Source organism: Bacteroides salyersiae WAL 10018 = DSM 18765 = JCM 12988 (genome assembly GCF_000381365.1).
GTDB classification, from domain to species: domain Bacteria; phylum Bacteroidota; class Bacteroidia; order Bacteroidales; family Bacteroidaceae; genus Bacteroides; species Bacteroides salyersiae.
The window spans coordinates 2,305,527-2,322,611 of sequence record NZ_KB905466.1 but is presented as its reverse complement, the minus strand read 5'-3'; the positions used below and the strand labels follow the sequence as shown (position 1 = coordinate 2,322,611).

Annotated in this window: 17 protein-coding genes; 13 read left to right on the top strand and 4 right to left on the bottom strand. The window is 40.9% G+C overall.

All coding sequences use genetic code 11. The annotated features are described in order from the left end of the window. Positions 1-35: 35 nt before the first annotated feature. From mnmG to HMPREF1532_RS08645, 4 genes are all read right to left on the bottom strand, one after another. Positions 36-1,910 carry a tRNA uridine-5-carboxymethylaminomethyl(34) synthesis enzyme MnmG gene (gene mnmG / locus HMPREF1532_RS08660; protein ID WP_005927796.1) on the bottom strand — a complete coding sequence of 625 codons (1,875 nt, stop codon included), beginning with the start codon at positions 1,908-1,910 and terminating at the stop codon, positions 36-38. Positions 1,911-2,108: 198 nt separating this feature from the next. Beyond that, positions 2,109-3,017, bottom strand: coding sequence for an alkaline phosphatase family protein (locus HMPREF1532_RS08655; protein ID WP_005927793.1), 909 nt, complete (start codon positions 3,015-3,017; stop codon positions 2,109-2,111). Positions 3,018-3,680: 663 nt separating this feature from the next. Beyond that, positions 3,681-4,097: an rRNA maturation RNase YbeY gene (ybeY, locus tag HMPREF1532_RS08650; protein ID WP_005927791.1), complete on the bottom strand. Its 417-nt coding sequence runs from the start codon at positions 4,095-4,097 to the stop codon at positions 3,681-3,683. A 12-nt stretch (positions 4,098-4,109) separates the two neighbouring features. Next, positions 4,110-5,342: a nucleoside recognition domain-containing protein gene (locus HMPREF1532_RS08645; RefSeq protein ID WP_005927789.1), complete on the bottom strand. Its 1,233-nt coding sequence runs from the start codon at positions 5,340-5,342 to the stop codon at positions 4,110-4,112. Between the two features lie 120 nt (positions 5,343-5,462). Here HMPREF1532_RS08645 and HMPREF1532_RS08640 point away from each other — a divergent pair, with 120 nt between their 5' ends. The 13 genes from HMPREF1532_RS08640 (at position 5,463) to HMPREF1532_RS08585 (ending at position 17,039) form a co-directional block, all read left to right on the top strand. Beyond that, positions 5,463-6,167: a DNA alkylation repair protein gene (locus HMPREF1532_RS08640; RefSeq protein ID WP_005927787.1), complete on the top strand. Its 705-nt coding sequence runs from the start codon at positions 5,463-5,465 to the stop codon at positions 6,165-6,167. A 595-nt stretch (positions 6,168-6,762) separates the two neighbouring features. Continuing rightward, the gene (locus tag HMPREF1532_RS08635; protein ID WP_240059962.1) at positions 6,763-7,107 is read left to right on the top strand and encodes a hypothetical protein; all 345 of its coding nucleotides are present in this window, start codon (positions 6,763-6,765) and stop codon (positions 7,105-7,107) included. A gap of 30 nt (positions 7,108-7,137) precedes the next feature. Further along, positions 7,138-7,479 (top strand): hypothetical protein, encoded by a 342-nt coding sequence (locus HMPREF1532_RS08630; protein ID WP_005927781.1) that lies wholly within the window; start codon positions 7,138-7,140, stop codon positions 7,477-7,479. 11 nt (positions 7,480-7,490) lie between these two features. Further along, positions 7,491-7,802, top strand: a complete 312-nt coding sequence (locus HMPREF1532_RS20850; protein ID WP_005927778.1) for a Cys-Xaa-Xaa-Xaa repeat radical SAM target protein — start codon at positions 7,491-7,493, stop codon at positions 7,800-7,802. A 13-nt stretch (positions 7,803-7,815) separates the two neighbouring features. After that, positions 7,816-9,072, top strand: a complete 1,257-nt coding sequence (locus tag HMPREF1532_RS08625; protein ID WP_005927775.1) for a radical SAM peptide maturase, CXXX-repeat target family — start codon at positions 7,816-7,818, stop codon at positions 9,070-9,072. A gap of 4 nt (positions 9,073-9,076) precedes the next feature. Next, positions 9,077-10,018 carry a CXXX repeat peptide maturase gene (locus tag HMPREF1532_RS08620; RefSeq protein WP_005927772.1) on the top strand — a complete coding sequence of 314 codons (942 nt, stop codon included), beginning with the start codon at positions 9,077-9,079 and terminating at the stop codon, positions 10,016-10,018. Between the two features lie 78 nt (positions 10,019-10,096). Next, positions 10,097-10,369 (top strand): CXXX repeat peptide modification system protein, encoded by a 273-nt coding sequence (locus HMPREF1532_RS08615; RefSeq protein WP_005927768.1) that lies wholly within the window; start codon positions 10,097-10,099, stop codon positions 10,367-10,369. After that, positions 10,369-10,590, top strand: coding sequence for a Sec-independent protein translocase subunit TatA/TatB (locus HMPREF1532_RS08610; RefSeq protein ID WP_005927765.1), 222 nt, complete (start codon positions 10,369-10,371; stop codon positions 10,588-10,590). The genes HMPREF1532_RS08615 and HMPREF1532_RS08610 overlap by 1 nt, the downstream gene beginning before the upstream one ends. After that, positions 10,580-11,368, top strand: coding sequence for a twin-arginine translocase subunit TatC (tatC, locus tag HMPREF1532_RS08605; RefSeq protein ID WP_005927761.1), 789 nt, complete (start codon positions 10,580-10,582; stop codon positions 11,366-11,368). The genes HMPREF1532_RS08610 and tatC overlap by 11 nt, the downstream gene beginning before the upstream one ends. A 79-nt stretch (positions 11,369-11,447) precedes the next feature. Continuing rightward, positions 11,448-12,998: an ATP-binding protein gene (locus HMPREF1532_RS08600; RefSeq protein ID WP_005927758.1), complete on the top strand. Its 1,551-nt coding sequence runs from the start codon at positions 11,448-11,450 to the stop codon at positions 12,996-12,998. A 117-nt stretch (positions 12,999-13,115) separates the two neighbouring features. Continuing rightward, on the top strand, positions 13,116-14,138 hold the full coding sequence (gene ruvB, locus HMPREF1532_RS08595; protein WP_005927755.1) for a Holliday junction branch migration DNA helicase RuvB: 1,023 nt from the start codon (positions 13,116-13,118) through the stop codon (positions 14,136-14,138). A 96-nt stretch (positions 14,139-14,234) separates the two neighbouring features. After that, positions 14,235-15,680: a polysaccharide biosynthesis C-terminal domain-containing protein gene (locus HMPREF1532_RS08590; protein ID WP_005927752.1), complete on the top strand. Its 1,446-nt coding sequence runs from the start codon at positions 14,235-14,237 to the stop codon at positions 15,678-15,680. Between the two features lie 3 nt (positions 15,681-15,683). After that, a complete protein-coding gene (locus HMPREF1532_RS08585) occupies positions 15,684-17,039 on the top strand; it encodes a TIGR00341 family protein (RefSeq protein ID WP_005927749.1) in 1,356 nt (451 codons plus the stop codon). Positions 17,040-17,085 lie beyond the last annotated feature (46 nt).

Genomic DNA, 17,085 nt, shown 5'->3' with positions numbered 1-17,085 from the left:
CTTTAAATGTTTTGTTTCACGTGAAACGCACGCTCTTATCTTCCTGAAAGTACCAACAGCACGTTGATGTCGCTTGGTGATACCCCCGGAATTCGGCTCGCTTGTGCTATAGTCTCCGGATCTATCTTGACTAACTTTTGTCTTGCTTCGGTGGATAGGGATTGAATGGAATTATAATCAAATTTTCCTTTGATTTTGATACTCTCCAACCGGGCAAGCTTGTCTGCGATAATTCGTTCGCGGCCGATGTACCCTTCGTATTTAATCAGTATTTCTGCAGCCTCGATAATTTCTTCTTTGCGTTCTGTGATTTCGTCGAGTACCCGTTTGAATGCCGGCACATGTTCGGCTATATTTTCTACTGTGATTTGAGGACGGTTTATTAGGTCTATCAATTTACATCCCTGACGTAGAGGAGTAGTACCCAGTTTTTCGAGTGAATCGTTGATAAGTGCCGCTTTTATCGAATAGTTGCGCGCGAAAGAGACAATGCGTTCTATCGCTTCTCGCTTCTTTTTTAGCAATGTATATCTATCATCTTTTACTAAACCCAATTTCCATGCTTTTTCTGTCAAGCGCATGTCTGCGTCGTCCATTCGTAATAGAATGCGATATTCAGCACGGGAAGTAAACATCCGGTAAGGTTCGTCTACTCCTTTGGTTACAAGATCATCGATGAGTACTCCGATATATGCTTCGTCACGCGCCAGTGTAAACGGTTCACCTCCATGACAATTGATATGTGCATTGATACCGGCAATGATTCCTTGGCCGCCGGCTTCTTCATATCCGGTAGTTCCGTTTACTTGTCCGGCAAAGAATAAGTTTTTGATTTTCTTCGATTCCAACGAATGTTTTAGTTGGGTCGGATCAAAGAAATCATACTCAATCGCATATCCGGGACGATAAATAACCAAGTCTTTAAAAGCTGGAATCTTCTTCAACGCTTCAATTTGTATGCTCATAGGGAGTGAAGAAGAAAATCCGTTCAAGTATAATTCTTGTGTGGTTTCCCCTTCGGGCTCCAAAAACAATTGGTGTTGCTCTTTATCGGGAAAGGTGACGATTTTAGTTTCTATACTTGGGCAGTAACGTGGCCCTATACTTTGAATTTGTCCGTTGAAAAGGGGAGATTCGGACAATCCTTCACGCAAAATACGATGTGACTCAGGATTGGTGAAACATGTCCAGCATTGTAGCTGTTTGAGATGACGCACGTGAGTATCCATGAAAGAGAATTTATGGAAATCGGCTTCTCCGTCTTGCGTATCCATTAATTCATAATGCACGCTTCGTCCGTCTATACGCACAGGGGTACCTGTCTTCATCCGACCATAGCTGATACCATGCCGTGCGATGGATTCGGTCAACTGGTAAGATGCCGGTTCTGCCATACGTCCGCCCGGGAGCATGTTTTTCCCAACGTGCATCAGTCCGTTGAGGAATGTACCTGCGGTAAGTATTACACATTTTGCATGAAAAGTAACTCCCCACATTGTTTCTAATCCCACAACTTCTCCGTTTTCAACGAGCAATTCTTTTACTGTATCTTGCCAGATGTGAAGATTGGGTGTGTTTTCTAATGCTTCTCTCCAAGCCCAGATGAATTTATTGCGGTCGCATTGCGCGCGCGGACTCCACATTGCCGGCCCTTTCGAGCGGTTCAAGATACGGAATTGAATGGCTGTTTGGTCCGTTATCAGTCCCATTTGCCCACCCAGCGCATCTATTTCACGTACAATTTGTCCTTTGGCGATACCGCCTATTGCCGGATTGCAACTCATCTGGCCGATTTTATTCATATCCATCGTGATGAGACAGGTTTTTGAGCCTAAATTTGCTGAGGCTGCTGCTGCTTCACAACCGGCATGGCCGGCACCGATTACTATTACGTCGTACTTAAAGTCCATTCGTTTTAATACTTCTTTTTCAAACGGTGCAAAGTTACGAAAAAGTTCCGTTTTTATAATGAAAAAGAGAGTTATAAGCACTTAAGAAGATGGGCTGTGGGGCATATGAGTGCGCTCCAAAAGTCAGATATAAAACTTTTGGAGCGCATTCATGGTTATAATATGGGCGATTTGATGGTAGGGGTGCACCCTTTCCGCTTATTTGAACACTTGTTTCATCGGGCGTCCTATCCATACTTGTGGCTGTTTTAGGCCGAATACATAGGCGATGGTGGATGCCACATCATATTGCATCATACTTTCATTGAAATTCAATCCTTTTTTGATGTTTTTTCCGCAAATAATAAAAGGAGTTTCCATTTCATTCATTGTTTTTCCGCCGTGACCTTTATTGATACCACCGTGGTCGGCTGTTATGATGAAAATAGTCTGGTCAAATGTTCCTGCATCTTTGGTAGCTTGGATGATTTGTCCGATATATCCGTCCAGTTCTTTTAGTTTTGCATAGTATTCGGGCGTGTCATGACCGACACCATGACCTATGTGATCGGGGTTATCAAATGCCACAAGGGTAAGGGCGGGTTTCTTTTCTTTCAAATAGCTTACGGCCATTTCGCACAGGGCAGTGGGGTGTTTGTTGTAATCCGGAGCTTGTTGGTAATAACTCAATGCAAGCGTGTCTACCAGGTATTTGATGCCGTTCCATTCGTATAAGCAACCTATTTCCGCTTCCGGAGAAGCATCACGTAGTAGTTGGAAGATGGTTGGGAAAATACCGTGTTGGTTCAATTCGCGTGACGGAAGTTCCGGCGTTTTGGATCCCCATTCGGTATAGCCGTGTAGTTCGGGACCGGCTCCCATAAACATGGAGGCCCAATTAATGGCGCTTGACGAGGGGAGTGCCGAACGTTTTTTCAACGTGTACGCTCCATTCGCCATCACGTTTTTGATGTTGGGAATATCCGCTTTTTCTACACTGTATGCTCCCCATCCGTCCAGACCGATCAGAACGACGTGTTGCGCTTTCCTTTTGGTGGCAAAACTGTTGGGAACTACGATAAACAGGGCAAATAATAGGATTGCCCAAGTTGAAAATAAATGTTTCATGGTTTATAGTTTTATAAATGGTTAATGTTTATAATATACATAATTTTAATTTTACGTCGACCCTGGAATGGTTTATCATTCGAGTTATGCAAATAAAGTGGATTTCGTCCAGTGAGAATTGTACTCTGTGTTTTGGTAATTACCATAATTGTATTTCGGACAAAATTACCCCTTATTAAAGATAATACATGTCGGTTTTGATTGGGTATTGGATGGTGGAGAACCTTGCATAAACATATATTTAGTTGCTTTATGACTTAGGCAAAGTGATGGATGTATTCTAATTGAATTTATGTTAGATATTTCATCTTATTCTTAGTAAATAATGGTCTGTATCCTTACATTGTTGGAACTCTATTTTCCATTCGTACAACATCCGGATGTTCTTATCTAAAACATGGGGATGTTGTCATATAAAACATCCGGGTGTTGTGATGCAGAACATGGGGATGTTGTGAGGGCTTGGGACTGTACTGATAAACAGATATAATATATCTATTGTACATTGAGAAGTGTATCTTGTTATGTATATTGTTGATATATAATATATTATAGCGATGTCTTACTCCTTGAAACAGGGATAAATACCTCTTTTATGGATCAGCGATAAAATCTTTTTTATGACTGAATATGCCTTTCCCATTAACAAGATTATTCGTCGGTTTATTTTCTTATTTCCAATGCCCTGTTTTCGGCTGCTTCCATAATTTCGCGCTCACCCGGCCCTTTATCGTTAATGCCGCACAGGTGAAGGATACCATGGATGATTGTTCGGTGAAGTTCCTCATCATACGTAGTCTTGAATTGTTCGGAGTTGGTTTTTACTGTGTCCAGACTGATGAAAAGATCGCCGGAAAGACGATCACCCTCACAATAATCGAAAGTAATGATATCCGTGTAGTAATCGTGTTGCAGATACTGGCGATTTACCTCCAGTATTTTTTCGTCCGAACAGAAAATATACGCGATTTCACCGACTTTTTTGCCATATGTGGCAGCCACAGATTTAATCCATTCCGTTGTTTCCCTTTTTTTGATATCGGGCATTTTTACACCCTCTGTCTGATAAGTTACAGCCATGATATTGATGTATTAAAAGAAGAATAAATAACTGATTAGTATGGCGGCAATGATTCCTGAGAAGTCGGCTATCAGCCCGCACGTAACTGCGTTACGTGTTTTAGTGATGCCTACGCTGCCGAAGTACACTGCTAAAATATAAAACGTTGTGTCCGAAGCACCGCGTACAACGCAACTGACGCGCGATACGAAAGAGTCCGGTCCGAATTCTTTCATCGTATCGATCATCAATCCGTTGGCAGCGCTTCCACTGAGCGATTTCATCAATCCGGTGGGTAGAGCGCCGACAAAGCTCGTGTCCAGTCCGCAGAGTCCTACTACATAGCCAATACCGTCTACGAGGATATCCATTGCCCCGGAAGTACGGAATACAGCAATACCTACCAGAAAAGCGACCAGATAAGGAATGATGCGTACGGCGGTGGTGAAACCCTCTTTCGCCCCTTCTACAAAAGAGTCGTATACATTGATCTTTTTTCGTATTCCCGTCAAGATGAAAAGAATGATGACTCCGAACAGTATGATGTTGGCTATCAGCGTAGAATAGGTTCCCATTTCTTCGCGTGAAAGGGTGGTGAAGAGATACATCAACCCTCCGAAAATGAGACTCAGGATGCCGATTAATATTAGTATAGGCTTGTTTATCAGATTGATACGTTGAGATATACTGACGGCAATCACTCCAACCAATGTCGAGACGAACGTACTCAATAGGATAGGGATAAAAATATCGGTTGGTTGTGCCGCTCCCATCTGTGCACGATATACCATGATGGAGATAGGTATAAGTATCAGCCCCGAAGTATTGATAACGAGAAACATAATCATCGGGTTACTGGCTGTGTCTTTTTGGGGATTCAGTTCTTGCAGTTCTTTCATTGCTTTCAGTCCCATCGGAGTAGCGGCATTGTCGAGTCCTAACATATTGGCAGACATATTCATGAATATGGATCCCATTACCGGATGTCCTTTCGGAATATCCGGAAAGAGACGACAAAACACAGGACTCAGCCATCGGGACAGTGCATTGATAAGGCCGCTGTTTTCTCCGATCTTCATAATGCCTAACCACAAAGACAAAACACCGGTCAATCCGAGTGAGACTTCAAAGGCGGTCTTTGACGAATCAAAAGTGGAATTGATGATATCGGTAAATATTTGTGTGTTTCCTGTAAAGATGAGCTTTCCTAATGCCACAATAAAAGCGACGATGAAGAATGCTATCCAGATGTAATTTAAAACCATAGTCTGATTACTGTATTATCTGCAAAAATAGATATAACTTTCCATTATTCCCCCATATTTTGTTTATTTTTGGTGCGGATTGCTTTACTGCAAGCCGCTTGAATTTATATAGAAGATCATATGAGAACAAAGGCAGCAGAGATTCAGAAAGAATTGGAAATGTATATCGACCCGGTGAAAAGGGAGTATTTGCCCAATTTTTTCAAAACAGGAAAAGGGCAGTATGGTGAGGGTGATAAATTTCTCGGGATTGTCGTTCCCAATACCCGCCTGGTGGCAAAGCGTCATAAAGAAGAACCGTTTGAGGCGATAGCGGATTTATTAGAGAGTGAGTGGCATGAATGCCGCTTATGTGCATTGCTGATGTTGGTGGAGCGTTTCAAGAAGTCCGGTGAAAAGGCACGAAAAGAGATTTATGATTTCTATCTGACACAGACTGCCCATATTAATAACTGGGACTTGGTGGACCTGTCTGCTCCTTATATTGTAGGAGAATATTTAAAGGGTAACCCCCGTGAGGATTTGTACCGTCTGGCTGACAGCACACTTCTTTGGGAGCAGCGTATTGCAGTAGTTTCTACAATTACACTGATCAGAAATGATGATTTTATTGACATTCTTCGTCTTTCCGAATTGTTGTTGCATCATAAACATGACCTGATGCAAAAAGCCATAGGTTGGATGCTCCGTGAGATGGGTAAACGCGACCAGAACCTGCTGTTACAGTTTCTTGATAAACATGCCGGTGAAATGCCCCGTACGATGCTTCGCTATTCGATAGAAAAGCTGACGGAGGAAGAACGGAAATATTATATGAAACGGTAATGTTACTGTATTTGCGTACGCTTATAATATTTTGATTACTTTATCTTGAAGTATATGATTCATTAAAGTGCGGCAATATGACCGAATAATTAATTTAATGTGGGTTAAGATACATGTTTTAAAAATAGAAAATAATTTTGTGAAAGAGTTTGTTGTTAGTGCTTCCTTTGCAAGGAATAATCTCAACTTTAAGAGTAAAGGAGATTTATAAAATGTAAAAAAAGACGTTTACGGCATTATCTTTTGGATTCCAAACTTCGCAAATTTGAAACCTCCAAAAAAGATAGAGCAACGGAAACGTCCACTTTAGATTATATCTAAACATTACGCGCGACGTGGTGTTCTGTATATCTATCTTGACGTGGGCTGTGTACGTTGCTTATCTTTGGAGGTAGGCAATGCGAAGGCCTGGAATCTGGATAAGCAAAAGTACAGACTCCCACGTCTTTTTTGTATAATACCGAATCCGGGGAGGCTATAGGCACATGAACATGACGCAATGCAATTACAAACATCTGTAAAGGAACGGATGCGATTTTTCTTGTTCCTCTTTTTATTCTTATTTTCTTTTATACTTGCACATGGTGAAGAGTATGTGTTTAGTAAACTTTTTGATTCCGATTTCCGGCAGGTTGACTCCAGTCATCCACTCTGCCTTAACCTAAAAGGGCGTATGTATAATCTGGGATTTTTCAAAGACTTTTATGGTAATTCAACGATTTCTTTGCTTATCAATGGGGAATCGGTTGGTATGTATGCATATGAGCAGTATCAGAACGGTTGGTACATTTATAAATCCTGTATTCCTTATGCCGGCTGTGCCACCTTATATGTTTACAAGGATAAATCTGTTATCCGGCACTCCGGATTATATGATGCAGGGTACTTCTCCGAGGCTCGCTTGATTCCTGCGCAGAATAAGATACGACCAGACTGGTAATATTATATATTAATAATCAATCTATTATTTATGAAAGAGAAAAAAAAGAATGAAGAATTTCACTCCAGACGTGAATTCTTTAAAAAAGCAGTGAAAGGAATACTTCCTTTTTTAGGGGCTGTTATGATCGTTCCTTCTATTTTGTCTTCTTGTGACGATCCTGACGATGACGAATCGTATGGTGGTGGCGGTTCTTCCGGTGGCGGTTCTTCAAGTTGCTCTACTTGTGTAGGAGGGTGTGGAGCGAGTTGTGCCACTGCATGTCGGGGGAAGTCGTCTTATTATCCTTCTGGATGTTCGGGAACTTGTAAAAGTGCGTGTTTAAGTACATGTAAGGGTTTGTGTATGGCTACTGCCCGGAAAGGGCTTTAAATATTTAAGGTATGAAAAAGAAAATCAAGAATGAAGAACTTTATTCAAGGCGTGAATTCTTCAAAAAAGCAGTGAAAACAGCCTTGCCGATTATAGCTACAGTGGTATTGGTTAGCAATCCTGTTGCTTCTAAAGCGGCTAAAGTCGCTATGGGGTGTGAAAGTTATTGTACAGGTTCTTGTTACCGTGCCTGCTATCATGGCTGTAACAACACCTGTATGGGAACTTGTGAGAGAACTTGCCAAGGTAGTTGTATAGGGACCTGTCGAGGTACCTGTACAGGCTCGTGTACAGGTTCATGTGCGGGATGGAATAACTATTAACATGTAAAAGGATATGCTGCATTTAGTGGGTATATCCTTTTTAAATCATAAAATGATGGGACAAATAAAGGAAGCTAAAAAACTGTGGCAAGATGGCATAGCTAAAAATATAACTTTTATTGTTACGAAAGATTGCCAATTAGCATGTAAATATTGTTATCTCGTAGGTAAGAACTCGAAAGAACGTATGTCTTGGGACATTGCCAAACAAGCTATTGATTATATATTGGATAATGAACAGAGTTTTCAGGAAAAATCAGTAGTTTGGGACTTTATCGGCGGAGAGCCTTTTCTTGAAATAGAATTGATAGAAAAAATATGTAATTATATAAAGATTGAATTGTTTAAACGAAATCATCATTGGTTTGATTCATATCGCTTTAGTTTTTCTACTAATGGTCTTAATTATCATGAGGAAAAAGTACAGAGCTTTATTAAGAAAAATATAGATCATTTGAGTATCGGTATAACTATTGACGGGACAGAATTAAAACATGATCTTAACCGTATTTATAAGAACACCGGAAAAGGCTCATATAAGGATGTGGTACGAAATATTCCGCTGTGGTTAGAACAGTTTCCCGGTGACGGTACTAAAGTGACGATTAGTAGCCCGGATCTCCCGTATATAAAAGAAAGTGTCTTGCATTTGTATAATTTAGGTATTCATGAGGTCAATATTAATTGTGTATTCGAAGATGTATGGCAAGAGGGTGATGACTCTTTGTTTGAGGAGCAACTGATTCAACTGGCCGATTCGATTATTGATAATGGACTTTATGAGAAAAACGATTGCTCTTTTTTTTCCGAGCATTTGGGTAAGCCTTTGGACTGTAAATTGCAAAATCAGAATTGGTGTGGTGCCGGAATGATGTTGGCGGTAGATGCGGCCGGTAACTTTTATCCTTGTACACGTTTTGCCCAATATTCTCTCCGAAACAAAAAAGCATGGATTATAGGTAATGTGCATGATGGTCTTGATAAAAATAAATTGCGTCCTTTTTTAACTCTTGACCGATGTACACAAAGTACCCCGGAATGTATTGATTGCGAGGTGGCTGAGGGATGCGCTTGGTGTCAAGGTGAGAATTATGATGCGGCGGATACAAATACGATTTATCAACGTAGTACGGCTATTTGCAAAATGCATAAAGCGCGTGTTCGAGCCAATAATTACTATTGGAACAAACTTTACCGGAAACTGGAATCGGAGGATGAATGTGACAGGTCTGGAACGGGCAAGAATGAGTCAAACGATATAAATAGTTAATTTTATGCTTCAATATCTTGTAATTTTATTAGACGATACGAGCGTTTCTTATTGTCATTATGATAACCGGAAATCTGAACACAGATTAATTAGTCTGGAAAATTTAAAGGCAGGTATTCTTTTTGCTATGAAAGAAAACCTGATGCTTCAATTTGTGTATCCGCATTATGAATTACCGCAAGCCTATAAAGATGCGATAGAAACAATCGATCATAGCAAAATTGCTCCGGTAGAATACCGGGATAAGGCTGATGTGGTGGTTCTTGATGATTGGGAACAGTTGTCGGTATCAGGTTGTGATATTCAAAAAACTTATGTATTGAGAACAGGAAAGATCGGTTTCTTTAAAAATTATACAATTCTTAATGAAGTGTTGGATAAGGTTTTAAGGTTGAATGTTGTTCTGGTTGATATTGATACCTTTACCGAATCTGATTTCGATGTCTATAAATCGGTTTTAGATGAATTGGCTTTAAAACTGAAAGGTATGTATCTGGAAGGAATGGCTCCGCAATTGAATTTATTGACCGACCGTATGATGCTGGACAAAATGAATAATTGTAATGCCGGAGTTGAAAATATTACATTGGCTCCTGATGGTAAATTCTATATTTGTCCTGCATTTTATTTGGCTGACGACGGATATTCCATCGGCAGCTTGGTTGAAGTTTTGGATATAAAAAATCCAAAACTCTATAAACTATCTTACGCACCTCTGTGTCGCAATTGTGATGCATACCAATGTAAACGGTGTATTTGGATGAATTGGAAAACGACTTTAGAGGTAAATACACCCTCGCATGAGCAGTGTGTAGTAGCTCATCTGGAGCGTAATGCCTCTCGCTCATTACTGCTTGATATTCGCCGGTACGGGACATTTCTTCCCGGACATGAGATAAAAGAGATTACATATTTGGATCCATTTGATGTGAGGCAGGAGTTTTGATGTGTTATAAGGATACTCTTATGGAGTATGCTTTCCTCGGGAAAGTTGTTGTATGAGTAAATAAAAAAAATGAGTATTATGAAAAAACTGGTAGGAACTGTTACAAATGAAGAAAAGTGTGAAATTCAAACACTTTTTGAGCGGCGTAACGGATTGAACGAATTGGCCGGAATACTTACTGTAGATAATGAAGTGCTGTATGAAAAGTTAGTAAAAGATATAGGTGAAACCGGTATGAAATTTCAGAATTGGTGGGATCGTATGTCAAGTCAATATCAATGGGAAAGTACCGAAAATGGTAATTGGGAGATTGATTTTGATACAAATGAAATTTATTTAATATACGAATGATGATACAACCTTTAATGATTGGCACTACTGAATTAATTGTGATTGGGGGTGCTGTACTGCTTTTATTTGGTGGAAAGAAGATTCCGGAGCTGATGCGTAGCTTAGGACAGGGAGTGAAAAATTTCAAGGAAGGCATGCACGAAAAAAGTGAGCCGGAAGATGAATCGTTGTTGGAAAAAACGGAAGTTACAGACGAGTTGAAAAGGATAGATGAAGAATAAATCGGATGATATTCAGCTTTTGACATTCGGGGGGCATCTGGAGATGTTGAGAAAGATGCTCTTCCGTATTGTCTTGGTTATAGTCGTGTTCACGATATTGATTTTTTCTTTTAAAGAGTGGACTTTTCAACTTTTATTAGCTCCGCGTGAATGGAATTTTGCTACTTATAGATGTATTGAAGAATTTGTCCGTTGGTGCGGATTTGATTTTCGGTTTGAACCTTATCAGATCGATCTGATAAGTACAGAATTGGCATCGCAGTTTATGATGCATATTTCATCATCGGTGTATTTGGCTTTGTTGGGGGCTTCACCCTATATATTATACGAGTTGTTTCGTTTTATAAGTCCGGCTTTATATGAAAACGAGAAAAAGTACTCTTTGATGATAGTTGTATCTATGTATGTCCTTTTTTCATTGGGAGTATTGATGAATTATTACATTGTATTTCCTGTTTCATTCCGATTTTTAGGAACTTATCAAGTGGATCCGTCCATTCGAAGTACGATAACCTTGGCATCTTATATCTCAACTTTTTCAACTCTGACATTTGTTATGGGACTGGTCTTTCAATTACCTGTAGTGGCATTTATATTGGCTAAGCTCGAATTGATTACTTCTACTTTTATGGTTCGATACAGAAGACATGCCTTTATCGGTGTTATGGTAACGGCTGCCATTATTACTCCGCCGGATTTGTTTACTTTGATATTGGTGACGGTTCCAATGTATTTGTTGTATGAACTATGCATTGTCATAATTAAGCGGATAGAATAAAAATTAAGTATTTATATTGCTTCTTAGGTGATTATTGTGCTATCTTTGTCTACAGGGACTTTTTAAACTCCAAAAGATTATGAGTAACAAGATTTATCCCATCGGTATACAGAATTTTGAGAAACTTCGTTTGGGAGGTTATTTTTATATTGATAAGACCGCACTCATCTATAAAATGGTCAAGACAGGTAGCTACTATTTTCTTAGCCGCCCCCGCCGTTTTGGGAAGAGTCTGCTCATTTCTACGCTTGAAGCGTATTTTCAGGGGAAAAAAGAACTTTTTGAGGGACTGGCGATGGAGAAACTTGAAAAGGAGTGGAGGCGGCATCCGATTCTCCATATGGACCTTAATATCGGAAAGTATGATACGCCGGATAGTCTTGACCGTATATTGAACAAAGCTTTGACGGATTGGGAAGCCATTTATGGTATAGGGGCGGCTGAAACGACTTTGGCGTTGCGCTTTGCCGGTATTATAAAGCGGGCTTATGAACAGACAGGTGAGCGAGTCGTTATTCTGGTCGATGAATATGACAAACCAATGCTTCAGGCTATCAATAACGAGGCCTTGCAAGCCCATTTCCGCGATACGTTAAAACCTTTTTATGGCGTTTTGAAAACGATGGATGGCTGCATCCGGTTCGGTATGCTGACGGGGGTTACGAAGTTTGGCAAGGCGAGCGTTTTCAGTGACTTGAACAATCTGGATGATATCTCGATGTGGGATGAGTACGTAGGTCTTTGCGGTATTAGCGAACAGGAGTTGTATGATTATCTCACTCCGGAAATGCATGAATTTGCGGCTGCTCAGCAGATGGATTATGAAAAGTTTTGTTCAGAGTTGCGTGAGTGCTATGACGGCTATCATTTTGTGGAAGATTCCATCGGTATTTATAATCCTTTTAGTCTCTTGAATGCTTTCAAACGGAATAAATTCGGTAGTTATTGGTTTGAGACAGGGACACCTACTTATTTGGTCGAGTTGTTGAAGAAGCACCATTACAATTTAGAACGTATGACACACGAAGAGACCAGTGCCGATGTGCTGAACAGTATCGATTCTTCGTCTACCGATCCCATTCCAGTCATTTATCAAAGTGGCTATCTGACAATTAAGGAATATGATCCTCGTTTTGGTATTTATCGTCTGGGTTTTCCTAATCGGGAAGTGGAAGAGGGTTTTATAAAGTTCTTATTACCTTTTTATGCTAATCGCAGTGCGGTGCAGTCTCCATTTGAGATACAAAATTTTGTCAATGAAATAGAGGCTGGTGATTATAACGCATTTTTCCGTCGTCTTCAAAGTTTCTTTGCAGATACTCCTTATGAATTGATCCGTGATTTGGAGCTACATTATCAAAATGTCCTTTTTATCGTCTTTAAACTTATCGGCTTTTATGTTCATGTAGAGTACCATACGGGACAGGGACGTATTGATCTTGTTTTACAGACGGATAAATTTATTTATGTCATGGAGTTCAAATTAGATGGCACGGCAGAGGCCGCATTGCAGCAAATCAATGAGCGGCAATATACCCGTCCTTTTGAATCCGATCCTCGTGAACTTCTCAGGATTGGTGTGAATTTTAGTTCGGAGACACGAAATATAGAGAAGTGGATTGTGGAATAATCTTTTTCCGGTTTAATTCTACGCCGGGGTAATAATTATCTTATCCCCCCGGCATCATCTTTCTTTGAATTATGTTATCTTTGCCCTCTATATATAGAAGAACGGGAATGTAATTTTATGGAAGAAGATTTCAATATACGTAATCAACAACTGACCAGTAAAGAACGGGATTTTGAGAATGCGCTCCGTCCGCTTAGTTTCGAGGATTTTAGCGGACAGGATAAAGTCGTGGAGAATCTCCGTATTTTTGTAAAGGCAGCCCGTCTCCGTGGAGAGGCACTTGATCATGTGCTGTTGCACGGTCCTCCCGGATTGGGAAAAACTACACTTTCAAATATTATTGCCAATGAACTTGGGGTAGGCTTTAAAGTCACCTCCGGTCCGGTGCTCGACAAACCCGGTGATCTTGCCGGTGTGCTCACCAGTCTTGAACCCAACGATGTTCTGTTTATCGATGAAATCCATCGTTTGTCTCCTGTGGTGGAAGAATACTTGTATTCTGCCATGGAGGATTATCGTATCGATATAATGATAGATAAGGGGCCGTCTGCACGAAGTATTCAGATTGATTTGAATCCGTTTACTTTGGTAGGTGCAACTACCCGTAGCGGCTTACTGACAGCACCGTTGCGTGCACGTTTCGGCATCAACCTGCATCTTGAATATTACGATGATGACGTGTTAAGTAATATTATCCGGCGTTCGGCTGCTATTTTGGATGTGCCTTGCTCGATACCCGCAGCAGGCGAGATAGCTTCACGCAGTCGCGGTACGCCTCGTATTGCCAATGCGCTGCTTCGTCGTGTCCGTGACTTCGCACAGGTGAAAGGCTCCGGGTCCATCGATACGGATATCGCTACTTTTGCTCTTGAAGCATTGAATATTGACAAATATGGTTTGGATGAGATAGATAACAAGATACTCTGCACCATTATCGATAAGTTTAAAGGCGGCCCCGTGGGATTGACAACCATTGCTACCGCGTTAGGTGAAGATGCCGGAACCATTGAAGAGGTATATGAACCGTTTCTCATCAAAGAAGGGTTCTTGAAACGGACTCCCCGCGGGCGTGAAGTAACTGAGCTTGCTTATAAACATTTGGGACGGAGTATTTATAATAGTCAACAAACATTGTTTTGATTTACGATTAGACGATTGACGACTTACGATTGAAGTTACAGCGTAAGTCTTTTCTGAATCGTCTAATCGTAAATCGTCTAATTGTAAATAAAATACATGGCCGGATTAAAATCATTGGCAAAAGACACCGCTATCTATGGTGTCAGTAGTATCGTAGGGCGTTTCCTCAATTATCTGCTGGTGCCTATTTATACTATTTCCATGCCTGCTTCTACGGGAGGATACGGTGTGATTACGAATATGTATGCAATTACGGCGTTACTGCTTGTTCTGCTTACGTGTGGTATGGAAACCGGGTTTTTCCGTTTTGCCAATAAGGGTGACGATGACCCTATAAGGGTTTATTCTACTACTTTGCTTACCGTCGGATCGATTTCTCTTTCATTCCTGGCAGTCTGTCTGTTGTTTTTGAAGCCGATAGCCGGTGTGATGGGGTATGAAGAGCATCCTTGGTATTTGGGGATGATGCTGATAGTAATAGCTATGGATGCCATTCAGGCCATTCCTTTTGCTTACCTGCGTTATAAGAACCATCCTATTAAGTTTGCCGCTTTGAAGATGCTGTTTATCTTCGCCAGCATTGCATTGAACATTGTTTATTTCGTATTTATGAAAGGAACCGATGTCGGTGCGGCTTTTCTGATCAATCTGATTTGTACATCGTTGGTGATGGTCTGCCTGATATCTGAGTTGCGTGGTTTCCGCTATACGCTCGACCGTGATTTAGTGAAGCGGATGTTTCGTTATTCCTTTCCCATTCTGATATTGGGTATTGCAGGTATACTGAATCAGGTTGTCGATAAAATCATTTTCCCGTTTGTCTATCCCGATGAAGCAGAGGCGGCCGTACAGTTGGGAATATATGGTGCAACAAGTAAAATAGCCATGATCATGGCTATGTTTACACAGGCATTCCGCTTTGCTTATGAACCGTTTGTGTTTGGCAAAAGCAGAGAGAAAGACAACCGGCAGATGTATGCACAGGCTATGAAGTTCTTTATCATCTTCACGTTATTGGCATTTCTTGCAGTGATGTTTTATCTCGATATCCTTCGTTATGTCATCGGGCGTGACTATTGGGAAGGATTGAAGGTAGTTCCTATCGTTATGGCTGCCGAAATGTTTATGGGGGTATATTTCAATCTTTCCTTCTGGTATAAACTGACAGATGAAACAAAGTGGGGGGCTTATTTTTCTATAACGGCCTGTACGATTGTTATTCTGATGAACGTTTTCCTTATTCCCGTTTATGGTTATGTGGCTTGTGCCTGGGCCGGTTTCACCGGATACGCAGTTGCCATGCTGCTGTCTTACTTTGTCGGGCAAAAGAAATATCCGATAAATTATGATTTGAAAAGTATCGGTGGATACGTACTTTTAGCATTGGTCATCTACGCTGTAGGAGAATGGATGCCTTTGGAGAATACGGTACTCCGTTTGCTTTTCCGCACAGTGTTATTGGCTGTATTTATAGCATATATTATTAAACATGACTTACCATTGAAGCAAATCCCTGTTATTAACCGTTTTTTAAGGAGGTAAAATATGAAAACAGACAATCGGAACATTTTTGCCATAAAGAGCTTTCTCCGCGAGTATCTTGACTTACGAAAGGACAAAGATAATGAGTTGGAAACCATCGATTCCATCCGCAAGGGAGTCGAATTCAAAGGGGCCAATCTGTGGATTCTGATATTTGCCATTTTTATGGCATCATTGGGATTGAATGTGAACTCTACTGCCGTAATAATCGGTGCGATGTTGATCTCTCCGTTGATGGGGCCTATTATGGGAGTGGGGCTTTCCGTTGGAATGAATGATTTTGAACTGATGAAACGCTCTTTGAAGAGTTTTCTTATTACGACTGCATTCAGCGTAACCACCGCTACTGTTTATTTTCTTTTTACCCCTATTGCTGAGGCGCAATCGGAACTCTTGGCGCGTACATCTCCTACCATTTATGATGTTTTTATAGCTCTCTTCGGTGGATTGGCCGGTGTTGTGGCTCTCTCTACCAAGGAGAAAGGAAATGTGATACCGGGTGTTGCCATCGCCACTGCATTGATGCCGCCACTTTGTACGGCAGGATACGGATTGGCATCCGGCAATCTGATTTACTTTCTCGGTGCTTTTTATCTCTATTTCATAAATTCTGTCTTTATCAGTCTGGCTACCTTTCTCGGTGTGCGGGTAATGCATTTTCAGCGAAAAGAATTTGTAGATAAGAATCGGGAAAAAACGGTTCGCAAATACATTATCCTTATTGTCATTATTACCATGTGCCCGGCTGTTTATCTGACTTTTGGCATTATTAAGAGCACTTTCTATGAAACGGCTGCCAATCATTTCATCAATACGGAACTGAACTTTGAGAATACGCAGGTACTCGACAAGAAGGTGAGTTATGAACATCGCGAAATACGTGTCGTCCTTATCGGGCCGGAAGTTCCTGAGGCCTCGATAGAGCTGGCGCGTAGTAAGATGGAGCGATACAAGTTGGAAGAGACTAAGCTCATCGTATTACAGGGAATGAATAATGATGCGATGGACATTTCGTCTATACGGGCTATGGTGATGGAAGACTTCTACAAAAACAGTGAACAGCGCTTGCAAGAACAGCAAAAGAAGATCGCTGCTTTGGAGAAGAACTTGGAGAAATATAAATCTTATGATGAAATGAGCCGTACCATCATACCCGAATTGAAAGTGTTATATCCTTCGGTGACGGCGGTCTCTATTTCTCATACTTTGGAGACTACGGTAGATTCGTTGAAAACGGATACGGTTGCACTTGCTGTGTTGAAGTTTGGCCGCCATCCGAGCGAAAGTGAGAAGAAGAAAATCTCCGAATGGCTGCAAGCCCGTGTAGGAGCGAAGAAGTTACGTCTGATAACCGAATGATGCTTCTTTGATTTGAATTATAAAAAATGTCCACTTAATCCCCCAA

Coding starts and splice junctions, on each gene's coding strand:
- HMPREF1532_RS20850 (WP_005927778.1), top strand. CDS start 7,491: ATGAAAAAGAAAATCAAGAATGAAGAACTTTATTCAAGGCGTGAATTC.
- HMPREF1532_RS08585 (WP_005927749.1), top strand. CDS start 15,684: ATGAAAACAGACAATCGGAACATTTTTGCCATAAAGAGCTTTCTCCGC.
- tatC (WP_005927761.1), top strand. CDS start 10,580: ATGAAGAATAAATCGGATGATATTCAGCTTTTGACATTCGGGGGGCAT.
- HMPREF1532_RS08640 (WP_005927787.1), top strand. CDS start 5,463: ATGAGAACAAAGGCAGCAGAGATTCAGAAAGAATTGGAAATGTATATC.
- HMPREF1532_RS08615 (WP_005927768.1), top strand. CDS start 10,097: ATGAAAAAACTGGTAGGAACTGTTACAAATGAAGAAAAGTGTGAAATT.
- ybeY (WP_005927791.1), bottom strand. CDS start 4,097: ATGGCTGTAACTTATCAGACAGAGGGTGTAAAAATGCCCGATATCAAA.
- ruvB (WP_005927755.1), top strand. CDS start 13,116: ATGGAAGAAGATTTCAATATACGTAATCAACAACTGACCAGTAAAGAA.
- HMPREF1532_RS08645 (WP_005927789.1), bottom strand. CDS start 5,342: ATGGTTTTAAATTACATCTGGATAGCATTCTTCATCGTCGCTTTTATT.
- HMPREF1532_RS08610 (WP_005927765.1), top strand. CDS start 10,369: ATGATACAACCTTTAATGATTGGCACTACTGAATTAATTGTGATTGGG.
- HMPREF1532_RS08655 (WP_005927793.1), bottom strand. CDS start 3,017: ATGAAACATTTATTTTCAACTTGGGCAATCCTATTATTTGCCCTGTTT.
- HMPREF1532_RS08630 (WP_005927781.1), top strand. CDS start 7,138: ATGAAAGAGAAAAAAAAGAATGAAGAATTTCACTCCAGACGTGAATTC.
- mnmG (WP_005927796.1), bottom strand. CDS start 1,910: ATGGACTTTAAGTACGACGTAATAGTAATCGGTGCCGGCCATGCCGGT.
- HMPREF1532_RS08620 (WP_005927772.1), top strand. CDS start 9,077: ATGCTTCAATATCTTGTAATTTTATTAGACGATACGAGCGTTTCTTAT.
- HMPREF1532_RS08590 (WP_005927752.1), top strand. CDS start 14,235: ATGGCCGGATTAAAATCATTGGCAAAAGACACCGCTATCTATGGTGTC.
- HMPREF1532_RS08625 (WP_005927775.1), top strand. CDS start 7,816: ATGCTGCATTTAGTGGGTATATCCTTTTTAAATCATAAAATGATGGGA.
- HMPREF1532_RS08600 (WP_005927758.1), top strand. CDS start 11,448: ATGAGTAACAAGATTTATCCCATCGGTATACAGAATTTTGAGAAACTT.